At 59.6% G+C, this 13,177-nt stretch carries 8 protein-coding genes; 1 reads left to right on the plus strand and 7 read right to left on the minus strand.

Annotated features, from left to right (window positions below):
- Positions 1-67: 67 nt before the first annotated feature.
- The 6 genes from BGE01nite_RS15150 to BGE01nite_RS15175 are packed head-to-tail and all read right to left on the minus strand — an operon-like array spanning position 68 to position 9,626.
- Positions 68-1,171, minus strand: a complete 1,104-nt coding sequence (locus BGE01nite_RS15150) for a phosphotransferase (RefSeq protein WP_146851327.1) — start codon at positions 1,169-1,171, stop codon at positions 68-70.
- On the minus strand, positions 1,168-2,118 hold the full coding sequence (locus BGE01nite_RS15155) for a bile acid:sodium symporter family protein (protein WP_146851328.1): 951 nt from the start codon (positions 2,116-2,118) through the stop codon (positions 1,168-1,170). The genes BGE01nite_RS15150 and BGE01nite_RS15155 overlap by 4 nt, the downstream gene beginning before the upstream one ends.
- 20 nt (positions 2,119-2,138) lie before the next feature.
- A complete protein-coding gene (locus BGE01nite_RS15160; RefSeq protein ID WP_146851329.1) occupies positions 2,139-2,912 on the minus strand; it encodes a polysaccharide lyase family 20 protein in 774 nt (257 codons plus the stop codon).
- Positions 2,909-3,832, minus strand: a complete 924-nt coding sequence (locus BGE01nite_RS15165; protein WP_146851330.1) for a LamG domain-containing protein — start codon at positions 3,830-3,832, stop codon at positions 2,909-2,911. Before BGE01nite_RS15165 ends, BGE01nite_RS15160 begins: the two co-directional genes overlap by 4 nt.
- A gap of 14 nt (positions 3,833-3,846) precedes the next feature.
- The gene (locus BGE01nite_RS15170) at positions 3,847-5,334 is read right to left on the minus strand and encodes a glycoside hydrolase family protein (protein ID WP_146851331.1); all 1,488 of its coding nucleotides are present in this window, start codon (positions 5,332-5,334) and stop codon (positions 3,847-3,849) included.
- A gap of 20 nt (positions 5,335-5,354) precedes the next feature.
- Positions 5,355-9,626: a sialidase family protein gene (locus tag BGE01nite_RS15175; protein ID WP_146851332.1), complete on the minus strand. Its 4,272-nt coding sequence runs from the start codon at positions 9,624-9,626 to the stop codon at positions 5,355-5,357.
- Between the two features lie 70 nt (positions 9,627-9,696).
- On the opposite strand from BGE01nite_RS15175, the gene BGE01nite_RS15180 reads away from it, so the two are divergent.
- Positions 9,697-10,734, plus strand: coding sequence for a LacI family DNA-binding transcriptional regulator (locus BGE01nite_RS15180; RefSeq protein ID WP_146851333.1), 1,038 nt, complete (start codon positions 9,697-9,699; stop codon positions 10,732-10,734).
- A gap of 105 nt (positions 10,735-10,839) precedes the next feature.
- Here the strand turns inward: BGE01nite_RS15180 and BGE01nite_RS15185 are convergent, their stop codons facing one another.
- A complete protein-coding gene (locus BGE01nite_RS15185) occupies positions 10,840-12,924 on the minus strand; it encodes a LamG domain-containing protein (RefSeq protein WP_146851334.1) in 2,085 nt (694 codons plus the stop codon).
- Positions 12,925-13,177 lie beyond the last annotated feature (253 nt).

Here is a 13,177-nt window from a genome sequence, read left to right on the forward strand (position 1 = left end):
ACAGGAGATTTTGACAGGAGATTTTGACAGGAGATTTTGACAGGAGATTTTGGGGCAGGATGATTTTTTAGCCGTTGAGGATGTCGAGCGATGCATTCTCGCGAAGACCACGGAGGGCTGTTTGAATGCGGGCGTGAGTCATGGCTTTCAGGCTCTGGCCGGAGGAGCCGCTGCTGATGAGGAAGAAGCCATCGTCACGATCAAAGTAGCCTGCACCCACGCGGATCACGGCTTTGACGATCATGTTCCGCAGGAGGTGCAGCCAGAAGCGGCGGAGATGCTCGGTGGGCAGAGCGCGGATGCCTTGATAGCCCTCAAAGGCTCGCTGAAGAAACGCTGCATCATGAAAGCAAGCGAGTAGGGAGAGGTCGTCCATGGAATCGCCGCTGATGCTGTCATCGAAGTCGATGAAGGCGCTGATTTGATGCTGAGTGCCGAGAATGTTCCAGAGGGCGAGGTCTTTGTGGACGAGACAGCCGGGAGCGAGCTCAAGAAGAGATCGATGCGCTTCGATCTCGGTGGTGATCTCGTCTCTTTGAGTGGCGGTGAGAAAGCCTCGTGAAACCAGGAATGAGAGATGGTCTTCGAGGCGAAGGTAGAAGTAGTCCGAGTAGGTCGGGTGAGGACTGCGGAGTGTTTTGCGGTCTGCGTTACTCGTTTGGACTTCGGACCACTCGAAGATGCCAAAGCCTTGGAAGTGGATGTTTTGCCATTGGGCGACGGCCTGGCCGATGGCGTGTGCAATGCTTGGTGCATCCAACGTGCCTTGTTTGAACCAGTGATTGAGGTCAGGCGCTGCGATGCGTTCCAGGGCCTGCCAGGCAAAGGGCACGCGACGACGTGAGGCATCACAGCCATGCACTTTTGGCGTGGAGACTCCGGCGGCGCGTACTTGATCCATCAAGGCGGACTCGATGGCGATATGCGCATCTTTTTCGGGACCGTTCTCGACACGGATGAAGAGGCTCTTGCCATCCACCTCGGCATTCCAGGTGAGGTGGTTACCTTGACCTGCGCCTGCGCTCAAGCGGATGTCCTGAGTATTGAAGAAGCCTCGCAATGCCACAGCGAGCTGCTGCTCGATCTCGGCATCAGGCTGAGTGCGTGTTTGGGTGCCGTGAAAGGCCGCAGGACGATCGCACTTCCAGTAATAGATATCGCGGCGGCTCATGCTTCCTTGGTGTCGCCGGTTTCCTTCACGGGGTGCATGCGCCACCAGCTGGCGATGCTGCTGCCAACCAAGGTTTGGATGAAGGCGCTAAAGACGGCGGGCACGGCGGCAAGGGGCATGGAGGAGATGTTTGCCTGTGCAAGGGCTGCGGCAAGACCGCCGTTCTGCATGCCCACCTCAATCGACAAGGTGCGGGCGATATTCAGCGGATAGCCGAGGAGGCGGGCGGCTCCGAAACCCAGACCAAAGCCAAGGACATGCAGCAGCGTGGCGGCGACGGCCAGCAAGCCTGCATTATTCTTCACGGCCTCGGCGTCCTTCGCCACGATGCTGCCGGTCACAAAGAGGAAGGTGATGACCGCCAGCACCTGGCCCCAGGGTATGACGCGAGCCACGACCTTCGGTGCGAGGTAGTTGATCAGCAAACCGAGGAGCACAGGAACGAGCACAATCTTCAACGTGGAGATAGACATGGCGACGGCACTGACTGGGACGTAATGCCCAGCGAGCTGCTGGCACCAGAGCGGTGTCATGACAAAGGCGAGCAGCGTGGAGATCATCGTCAGGCAGACTGAGAGCGCGAGATTGCCACGTGCGAGATAGGTCATGAGGTTTGACGCGGTGCCGCAGGGGCAACTGGCCACGAGGATGAGGCCGACGGCAAACTGCGGATCAAGCTTCAGCCAGCGTGCGACCAGCCATCCGGACAGCGGCATAATGGTGTAGTGCAACACAAAGCCGACGGCTACTGAGCCGGGCATGCGTTGGAGGCTCTTAAAGTCCTTCACCGAAAGGGTCAGCCCCATGTTCAGCATCACAAAGCCGAGAGCGATGACGACATAGGGATTAAACCAGATGAGAGCCTCGGGCTTGATAAGCGCCAGAATGGAGATGCCAATGGTCCAGACGGGATAGAGGTTGGTGAACCAACTGATGATGCGTTGCATGGAGATAGGAAGAGACAGAATTACTTCTTCGTGGAGGCGGCTGGAGACACGGCTTCAAAACTGCCGCCCGGACCGGCGACGCGGTACTCATCGAAGAAGACAATGTTCTGCGGTGTCTTGTCATCGACGCTGTGGTACTGGCCAAACTTCGCATAGGGGCCGAGTTCCTCAGGATACTGCGTGATGATGTTGCGCTCGTTCACGAGCTCGACGCCATCCTTCCAGATGGTCCAGAAGCCATCTGCTTTGGCTGACCAGCGTGCATGCACGACCCAGTCCGTCCACTTGCCTTTGACCAGAGGCAGTCTGGCGAGTGTGCGGCGCTTCTCTGTGGCGTTGCCATTGATCAGCCATTCGTTGCCCTGCACGCGAATGGAGAGCACGGGACTCGGACCACCTTGCTGCGTGTGCCATTGGAAGAGCACGGCGTTGGACTTGACCGGCGCGGTGAACTCTTCTGGAACGAAGATGCTCAGACCATACCAGTAGTCCTTCTCCATCTCGATCTTGGTCGTCTTTTTGCCGTCCGAGAACTCGGCGCGCTGGCCACTGTTCACTTCAGGATCGCTGGCCCGCAGCAAGGTCTTCGCAGCATATTTGCCAGCGCGGACGGGCGAGGTGACGATGCTTAAAGAATCGTCCTGCGCTTTTTGCAGTCCAAGTTGAGGAAGTTCGCCGGCTTCAAAGTCGATGACTTTCAGCAAGGGGGCCTCATCCGCCGCCGCAGAAATGACTGCGAAACATAATGTTAGGCCAGTCGAGCGTAAAAGATAGGAGAGTGTGGAGAGATTCATGGGGCGGGAGCCTTTTTCGGGGTGACCTTGGGTTCTTGTGCTTTGGCGGCCTTGGCGGTCGGTGGTGGCAGGGGAACACTTTGAGCGAGCGCGAGCATCTCGGCTTCATTCAGAGCTCTCTTATAAACCGCGAGGCCACCGATGACTCCGCCGAAGAAGTTTCCCCAGGTGCCGCTGCGATGCACGGCGCCGACGGTGAAGGGCGAACCTTCCGCGCCGCCATCGAAGAGGCCTTCGGTGTAGGGGAAGGGGTTGTATTGCTCCAGGGAGTCGAGCTTGCCGTCCAGGTAGACGCGGGATTCGCGACCATCATAGGTCATGGCGAGGCAGTGCCATTCGCCCAAGGGGATCTCGGTGGCGCTGCTGGAGTAGGTGATGCAGACCTTCTGGCCTGGTGTGCCGCCACCGACACTGGACACGTGACCATGAATGCGGTTTGCCAAAGGATAACGCTTCATCTCGTCTGCACGCGTGCCGGTTGGCGCATTGAGGAAGAGGCAGTACTGGCGCTTGCCACGAGTTTCATCCCACACGCCAGCGATAGCCTGCCAGAAGGATTTTTCGACGCGCTTCACCCAGGCGACGACACTGACCTTGGCCTCCTTGCCATGAATGTTCAGATCACGAAGATCGGGACGGTCGATCATGAACCATTGGCCGGGTTTGATGCGAGCGGCATAGGGACCGAAGACTCCGCCGGCATCACTGCGCTTGATGGGCCCTTTCATCTCCTTCAGCGCGTAAGGTTGGGCACCATGAGAGAGGCGTGGTTGACCTGCCTCTTCATTGAAATCCCAGAAGGCGACAAGGCCCTCGGCGTGCTTGGTCAGGGATGCGGGAAGGTCACGTGCAGTGGCTGAGATGGCTGTGAGCAGAGTTACAGCCAAGGAGAGATAGATCGGATGAAGACGGGAGATCATGCGTGACGTGAGTGTCAGGGGTGTTTGGCGGAAGCGCACGACAAACTGTAGAGGCTGGCTTGGCGAAGCTCGATGAGAACGCGGACGGGGCGGTCGGTGGGAAGCGGGCTGTTAGATTTCCACTGAGGCGACCAGCGGACGGAGTCGGCTTTGAGCGGAGTGCAGTCTTCAAGGGCATGGCCTGCGATAGGACTGCCATCGGCTTCCAGGAGAGCCACGCGGACTTCACCCGCTGCAGCATTCGCATTCACGATGAGGTTCGGCTTGGAGAGTGTGAGGGGCTTGGTTTCGATGCGTGCGATTTCGTTACCCGCATCGAGTGATACGAATCCATGTTTCCGCCATTCTGCACGGCCGATGGCGATGCGCTTCGGCGGAATGGGTGCGCCGTGAGAGGTGGTCATGCCGGTGTAGTAGATCCAGGTTTCATCTCCCACATGCACGGCGGTGTTTGAGACGCCGAAGATGGAGCCTGCATCAAAACTGCCTTCAGTACCGCGTGCGATGATGGGCTCGCGCTTCTCAGTGCGCTGCCATTTTTTTCCATCGGCGCTGGTGATGAGTTGGACGTCCAGCGTGCCATCGGTGGGGCTTTGACCGTGGCCGAGTTCGGCAGGATTGCGGTCAGTGACGGTGACACGGAAGATGGTGGGGAAGCCGAGCAGGCCTGCTGCATGGGGAATGACCGCCATGTTGTTCACCTCCGTGCGCTGGCCGGGCGCGGTGGCCCAGGCATCATCCTGCTCATCCGGGGCGAAGACCAGCTCGGGCTTGCTCCAGGCGATGAAGTCTCGGCTGCGTGAGAGTGAAACGGTGCGGCGTGGGTAGCCGCGCAGCTTCGCGGGCATGCGCACGAACGCCAGATACTCACCTGTGAGCGGATCTTTGGTTAGGGTGATATTGTCGGAAGACTTGATGATGGGCTGCTTCGGGCCTGTCCAGTGCAGGCCATCCGGCGAGGTGGCGCTGTAGTAGGCACCGGTGATGGAGCCGAGCATTTTGTAACGACGTGCAGTGTCTGGATCCGCAGGATCAAACAGCACGCTGGGGCTGTGGAAGTCGTAGATGATGTTGTTATCCTTCGAGCGCTGAAACTCGAACTGACCAAGGTTCGGACGATCCCAGGCGATGCCGTCTTTCGAGGTCGCATAGAGCACGAAGTTGCCTTTGCCGGTGCGCAGGCCTTCGACCTTCGGCTTCTTTCCATCAGGTAGGTTCGGATGCCCCGCATACCACATGCTGAGGAGGCCTGTGGCTTCATCCTGATAGACGGAGCCGGTCAGATACACGCGGCTGCCTTCTTGCGGGAGAGTTCCTTCCAGCACGGCAGCGGGGCGCGTGCGGGCTGGATGCACGGTTCGCTTCACGCCGGAACTGGAAGCCACGCCGCTGTCATCTGCGAAGAGGAGTGGGAGATCACGGAGCGGGATGGGGGCCGAACTTTCAGCAGCGCCAAGGGCAACTGTGATAAGGACGGAAAGGCTGGAGAGGAGGAAGCGCATGCGAAAGCAAAGATCGCTGATCAAGGTGCGGCTTTATCCATGACTCCTGAGAACGCAGGGCCGCCTGCGCCGACGTAGCCATTGCTGGCGCCTTTCTCATCGGAGGAGACCCAGAAGGAATAGAGGGAGCCGTTGGTCAGAGTGAAGGTGAACTTGACGGGCTTGCCGGAGAGCTTGGAGAGATCTGGGATCTCATTCCATTCGATGCGCTGCTTGGTGGAGTCGCCGGAGAAGGGCTTGGAGGTGGCGAGCGCTTTGTTCTTGTCGTCGGAGACTGTGATGCTGATGTCGCCGGTGGAGTTGACAAAGAGGTGCTTGCCTTTGAATTTCACGGGACGCGTGGTGAGGCTGCCGGTGCCGTCCATGGAGGCGAAGCCATCGCGACGCAGGGTGGCGAGGCCGATGCTGCCGCCGGTGTACATGCCGCGATGTCCGCTCGGAGCAATGCCGCTGGTGCCCATGTAGGGGAAGACGAGCTGGTCATCGAGCACGACAAAGACTCCTGCGGCTCCGTGCAGGTAGGCGCGATCCCAGGAACCCTCCGTGCGCGAACCAACGATGAAACCACGGCGGTCCGGGCGATCCCAATGGAAGCCATCGCGGCTGAAGCCGAGCTCGAGGTCGAGCAGCTTCGGGAACTTGCCTTTCTCACAGATCTCATTCTTCGGTCCGCGATGGATGTAGTGCATGCCGACCATGAGGCTTTCATAGGCCACGGCATTCAGACTATAGAGCTGCGGCTGCTCGCCAGCACCGGGATAGCGATCCTTGGGTTCGGGTTCATCGAGCTTGTCAGAGCTGGTCCAGAACACACCTTTGCCCCAGTCGGCGCCTTTGAGGAAGTCGTCACTCTCATAGTAGTAGCGGCTGCGGCCGCGTGAGGTGCCGCGCTTGATGCTGAAGACCCATTTTTCGCGGAAGGGATTGTAGAAGAATGAGCAGTAGTCATCTGCAGCGATGCTGGTGGTCACGGCATCTGAAAAGGTCTTGCCATCCGAGACATGCAGCGAGTGCATGAAGCCTTTGGGGCGCTGCTCTTTCGGCACGTGCAGCCAGCAGGTGAGATACTTGATGCGCTCGGCGGGGTTTTGCGCGTTGAGGTCAAGCCACACGCAGTTGTCTGAACCACCGGTGGTGAGCTTCGGTCCAGTCCAGCGCAGGCCTTCTGGCAGCAACTGGCCGTGGCGTGTCCAGGTCTTCATGTCCGGGCTGGTGGCGAGTGAAAGCGGGCCGCGCCAGCCAGCGACGTAGAACATCTTGAAGAGCTTCTCGGCTGGATCATAAAAGACGCCGCCCTGACCAGTGAAGGTGGTCGCTTCCTCGCCTTTTTCACCTTCGGTAGCAGGGCCAAGCTCGCGCTCGGTCTCGGCTTTGAAGACGGGATTACCTTCAAACTTCTTCGCCTGATGGAAGGTGCGCTTCAGTGTGGTCTTGTGAATGAGGAAGTCATCCACGAAGAGCTGGCGGCCGACATCGATGGGGATGGTTTTCAGCGGGCGCTTAAGGTAGGGGACCTCCATCGGCTCGCCGGAGTTTGGATCGCGGAATTTGGGCGGCCAGACGTCTGGCAGCTCGATGCCGTTGTAGAGTTTTTCGGGCTTTGGTCCGGTGGCCTTGTTGACAAGCATAGCCAGCTTTGCGTCTTTGGAGACGAGCTTGGCTGCGAGGATGTCTTCCTCGCGGAACTTGGCCATGAGGATCTCGGCATCGGTGTGGCGGTTCCAGTCATAGAGGATGTGGATGAGTCCATCGGGGGACTCGAAGCCATCGGGATAAGAGACGGAGTTGCGCTCATCGAGCATGAGGCCGCCTTTCCAGGTCTGGCCTTCGTCTTCAGAGAGCCAGGCAGACATGTGAGTGCGCTTTGGCAGGCGCTCGGCAGGCGAACCATTTTTGACGAGCAGGATGCGGCCTGATTTGAGTCGACGGAGGAAGAAGCGTGAACTGACGTTTTGCACCGTGGCTGCGAGCTGGGGAGCACTCCAGGTGGCGCCGCCGTCGGTGGAGAAGCTTTCATGCGGCTGGCCGCTGGTACGAGCAAGCATCCACAAGTGTGGTCCAGTCGTCCCGACTGGGGTTCCCGATGCAGCAGGCGGGACGCCTGCACCACTCTGCAACTCTACCATCATGTGCTCATCAAACTGCCAGTCCGGGAACTGCAGGCTGCCGCGTTCGCTCCAGGTGTGACCTTGATTGGTGGAGGCAAAGACGCGTGCGGTCTTCTTCTGCCAGTCTGACACGGGCAGGAGCCAGTGACCATTCTTCAGCACGGTGGGTTTGTTGAGCGTGCAGCCTTCGGCGAACTGCACGGGATTTGTCCAGGTAGGCTCGGCAGCATCGGGATCACTGCAGACCATGGACCAGTTGGTGATGCGTCCCTCTGAATTACCGAGCTGCTGGTCAAAGAACAGCCAGAGACGGCCTTTCGGATCGGTCCAGAGGTTGCCGACGAGAGCACCACTGATTTTTTGCGAGATGTCGGTGCGTGCGCCGACGACGAGGCGTGGCTTGGACCAGGTGGAGCCGTCGTCATCGCTGGTGGCTAACAAAAAGTATCCATCCTTTTTGTCGCCCGTGCCGGTCCAGCAGCCCCAGATGCGGCCTTTGGGCGTGCGATCCATGCCGATGATCATGCCGCCGGGGCGGGCATCATCTTGAACCTCAGCGCCGGGATTGGTGATGACGACGGGGGCGTTTGGATTTTCCTGGTGAAGAGCAACACCATCTTTGAGGATGAGCAGCACCATCTTCTTAAACTTCAGGCGCTCGCCGACCTTCACGGTTTTGCGGTAGAGGCTGACGCGGTTGACATCGCGAGGGAAGAGCTGGGTCTCGGGCACGTCTACTTTCGTGAAGCCGGCTTTTTGAAGGGCGTCCTCTTGGCTAGCCGCGCCGGGGCGGATGGTGGGAGTGAGAGCGTAGAGTGTGCCGGGCTTGGTGACCTCGACATCGAGCTGCTCGATGCTGGTTTGCAGGAATGGAAGACCGCTGACCTCGGCGGGCATTTCATCGATGACATACTCGCGGTCGGCGAAGAGCTTTTCGCCCTTCTTCATGACGGCGGTGCTGGGCGCAGGGGGCGGCGGCCAGTCGATGCGCTTCTTGTCAGCGAGGGATTCGAACTGGCCCACGTCCTCGAGCTTGCCGAACATGATGCGGTCCTTTAGCGGACCCTGGGTGACGCTGAGCCAGATCGCGCCCTGGTGCTCATGGAACGTGGGATACTGGAAGGAATGCGGGGTCTCGAAACGGTATTTGCGCTCCCAGGTTTTGCCATCTCGGGAGATATCAATATTAAAGATGGTTCGGCGGTCGCCGTTGATCAGTTCGGCATCCTGCCAGCCGAGGTAATAGATATCACCGAACTTGTCGAAGGTAGGTTTGGAGTTTGAGCCGTTAACAAACGGCATTTCCTTGCCGGTGGTCCAGGTTTTGCCATCGGCGCTGGTGGTGAAGTGGTAGTTGCCCTTGTCATTGCGGCAGATGGCCATCCAGGTGCCGTCTGGAAGCTTGTTGACGGCGGACTCGCTGAGCTGCTGGGACTGCGGCTCATTGTAGTGACCGATCACTTCGAAGGTGACGAGATCGTCGTGAAGCAAGGCGAGCGCATTTTGCCCGACGGGAAAGTTGTTGAGCGCGACGTAGGTTTTGCCGTCGAATTGCTTGAACGAATCGAAGATGAAAAGCCCCGCGTCTCTCGCCGGGCGACGGAAGCCCTGGGCTGCTGCATCCGCGTGAAAATACTGCGGCTGCATGTCGAAGGTGCCGGCGGCTGTTTGAAGCTTCGCACGAAAGATGCGGTTCTCGAACGCCGCGCTTTTCAGATCGAAGTCGATATACCACATCTGCGCCTGCCTCTTTCCGGGGTCCTGGCTGGTGAAATAGCAACGGAGCGTCTTCGCATCCTTCTGCAGGATTCGAGGCACGAAGCACTGCCCGAACGGCAGGGTTTCATTTTCAAAAGCCTGCTCGCTGCGTGCGAAGTCGATGACCTTCTCTACCTCCAGCGTCTTTAGATTCACGATGGACATGGTGACGTAGATGAAAGGCCAGGCGGAGCTTTCTCCCGCGCGCTGATCGTTCGCTTCGGTCACGAGATAGGCACGGTCGCCAACACAGATAAATTCCGCGTCATGCGTCCCTTTGACTCGCGGGGCGGAGGTGTTGATGAGGCGCTGCATGACGACATCACCGGCCAGGGCTGGATTCCAGCCGGAAGGGATGAGGCTCTGGGCGAACACCTGGGTGCCGAGAAGCGCGAAGAGGGCCAGGGAAAGAAAACGAAGGGGCATGTGGCAGAAAACGTGCTCGGGGAGAGCATTTCATGGCTGGACATGTGTTGCGGAGTGTTATGTTAACACCATGACCGAACCTGCCAACGCCACCATCAAGGACATCGCCCATGCTTGCGGGGTTTCGCTGATGACGGTTTCGCGGGTGCTGCGAGGTGCGCCGAAGGTTTCCGAGGAGAAGCGAGAGCTGGTGATGCGGGAGGCGGCGCGGCTGAACTACCAGCCGGATCCGCACCTGGCGCGTATGATGCAGGTGGTGCGCGGGAAGAAACAGCAGCGGGTAAGGGCGGTGATCGCGGTGATCCGTGAGGATGTGCCGCAGGATGGACTGCTAAGCCCGACGTATCAGTATGTGCCGGTGGAGTACATCCGCCGGCGTGCGCAGGGGCATGGCTATGCGGTGGAGGAGTTCTTTCTGGGGCGTGATGGGCTGACGCCGAAGCGGCTGCAGAAGATCCTGCATGCGCGGGGGATCGAGGGGGTGATTGTATCGCCGCAGAGTCTCCAGCTTCCGTGCAGCAAGCTGGATTACTCGCCCTTTGCCGCGGTGACGTTTGGCAACGCGATGAGCTCACCGGCACTGCATATGTGCGCGGGAAACATGACGTTGGGGATTCACATGGCGGCGGAGCAACTGGCGGCGCGTGGCTACAAGCGCATCGGCGTGGCGGTGACGCGGTGGATTGTCAATCGCTCGCAGTTTGGTTACAGCGGCGGGCTGTTTCACTGGCAGCACGGGCTGGCCCCGGAGGATCGGGTGCCGCTGCTGCTGTTTCCAAGCAATGACATCAGCAAGGGTTTTGAGGCCTTTGCGAAGTGGATGGGCGAGCATCAGCCGGATGCGCTGATCACCTTTGACACGCATGTGCCGGGATGGCTGCGGCGACTCGGACTACGCTTTCCCGAGGATGTCGGGTTTGTGGTGCATGACTGGACGCCGAAGATGAAGGAGTTCGCGGGGATCTATCAGCGGCGAGAGCATCTGGCGGCAGCGGCGGTGGACTTGATTGTGACTCAGCTTTCCCAGCATGAGCATGGGGTGCCGGAGGTGCAGCGGCAGATCATGATTCCGCCGCAGTGGGTTGATGGGGGGAGCGTGAGGGGCTGACGGATTTATGATTTACGATTTTTGATTGATGATTTGGGAAGTGGTGGAGTGGTGAGGGATCGAAAACTGAAAATTGGTTGAGCCTTGGGTTGCGTGCGAGGCTTCTTACTTGGCGAGGCTGAGGGATTTGATTTGATCGGCGGTGAGGGAGGTGGGGAAGATGGCGATTTCGTCGAGGCGGCCTTCCCAGGAGGAGTCGAGGTCGCTGCGGGTGCCGAAGAAGGTGGAGGTAGGGTTGGCGGGCGGGGACTCGGTTTCGATCTCAAGGGTGCCGTTGAGGTAGATGCGGACTTTTTCGCCCTCACGGACGAGGGCGACGTGCTGCCAGGTCCAGCGGGGGATCTCGGTTTTGCCAGCTTGCAGCGTCTTCGACTGGAAGATGAGTTTGCCGGTGTTTCCGCTCTTGCCGCCGATGCCGAGGTGCTCGCCATAGGCACTGATGCCGTGGCTGTGATCGCGTGAGTAGAACCAGCCGGTGATGTCTCGGCCATCCGTGGGCATGCCGTTCCAGAGCCAGAGGGAGATGGTGTGTGCGGTACCGAGGTCTGCGAGATCGGTGGCGAGGGCGCCGCTGACGAAGTGCGGGGCGCGGTTGATCTGCCCGTCGGCACAGAACTGGTCGGAATGCGGGCCGTCAAGGTAGTAGGCGATGCCGCCGAGATAGCTGGCGTGGCGCTGATGGCCGCTGTCATCCTGGGCGAGGGGGCCGCTGAACTCGTTCATGCGCCACCACATGGCGGGTTTGAGAGAGGCGATGGCTTTCGAAGCAGGGCCGGAGGTGAGCTGCCAGGGCTTGCGTGGGGCTTGGCTTACTTGCTCAAGCAGGTGAATGGCGGCTTGTGTGATTTTTGGTTCGGCGGTGATCTCGAGGCCGGCGGAACGAGCGGCCCAGGTGTTGTAACCACCCCAGGCGTGCATCTCGGGCGGCGGGATGTAGCCATCGCCACCATTGGCGAGCTCGATGACCATGTTATGTGCCAGCGGGCTGGCGGCTTTGATCTTCAAGCCGGTAATGGCGTAGGTTTCATTGGGCGTGGTGGCGATGCCGATATCGCCCACACGCATGGCCTGCACGACGATCTCGGTCTGCTTGCGCTCGTGAAGAATGATTTGTTCGCGGGCATAGACCTCAGTCGGGGTTTTGGCAAGGCGGTCTCCCATCTCGGTGACGATGCGCTGAGCCCACTCGAGGCGTTGTTTGTCCGGCTGGCGATACTGCATGGTCATGCGCTGCTCGGCCATGGCGACGTCCACGTCGTCCTTGTATTGGATGGTGGCGTAGGCCTTCATGGCGATGTCGAGAAGGCCGTTGGTGTATTCGTCGATGGTGGGTTTGGGGCGCTGGGCTTCAGGCACTTTGTAGTCGACTCGGTAGATGTCACCGCTGCAGCCGTGGGACATGATGCCGACCATCTTGCCATCTGGCGCGATGCGCTTTTGCAGGCCGTCGGCGAAGAGGCCGAAGTAGTCGGCGCTGATGTCTTTATCGCCAAAGTAGTGCATGGAGAAGTTTCCGAGGACGGCGAGAGGTTTGCCGTCCTTGGTTTGCAACGAAATGAGCGAGAGATCGGGATCTTCGGGGCCGGACTCGCCGACGGCATCATTCCATTTGCTTCCGGCGTGCATGTTGGCGCGCACGCTCATGTTGCCGAAAGGGTCTTCGGCGAGTTTATCAGGACGGCGGATCCATTGGCGGAGCGCGGTGAAGTCGGCCGCGTTGGCTTTGGCGAAGCCAATCTTGGCGGGGACTTGCGCGGCTTTGGCGGCGGCGATGGCTTCGACGAGTTTCTCTTTGAGAAAGGGCACGTAGCTGGGATCTGGATCGGTGCCGAGGCAGCCCATGGAGGCGGGCGTGGAGTGCGCGTGGGTGGCAGAGATGAGCAGGCGGTCTGTGGGGATGCCGGTTTTCTCCGCAGCCATTTTCTTGGCGTCATCGAGGACCTCGCGGCTCATCATGCAACTGTCCGCGACGGCGATGGCGACCTCGGTTTTGCCATCACTCATGACGATGGCGCGGGCATTGACGCGGGTGTTGATCTTGTCGACGTAGCGACTGAGCATGCTGCCGTTGACGAGGACGGGGAGTTTCGGCGGGGAGATGTCGATGATGGCCGAGCCGGCTTTGAATTCAGCGTGGAGAGTGGGTGCAGCCAGGATGCACGTGATGAGTGGGAGAAGGAGGCGGTTCATGCGTGGGTGGAGTACGCATGGTGGTGGGCGTGTGTTCCAAGCGTGTCACGTGCAGGTGGGGAGTCGTGACAATTGGAGGTGATGCGGGCATATGAGTACCGGCGGTGGGTGCGGCCGTGGTGAGGAAGCACAGAAAGGACGATGGGGCGATGAGGCTGTGGAGGGCTTGCCGCATTCATTACCGATCTTCGTCTTGAAGACGCTGGAACGAGGTCACCATCCGCATTGGTGCATCGGCCTGCTGCGGACTGAA

Origin of the sequence: Prosthecobacter gellanilyticus, from assembly GCF_007992435.1 — a bacterium.
Lineage (GTDB): Bacteria > Verrucomicrobiota > Verrucomicrobiia > Verrucomicrobiales > Verrucomicrobiaceae > Prosthecobacter > Prosthecobacter gellanilyticus.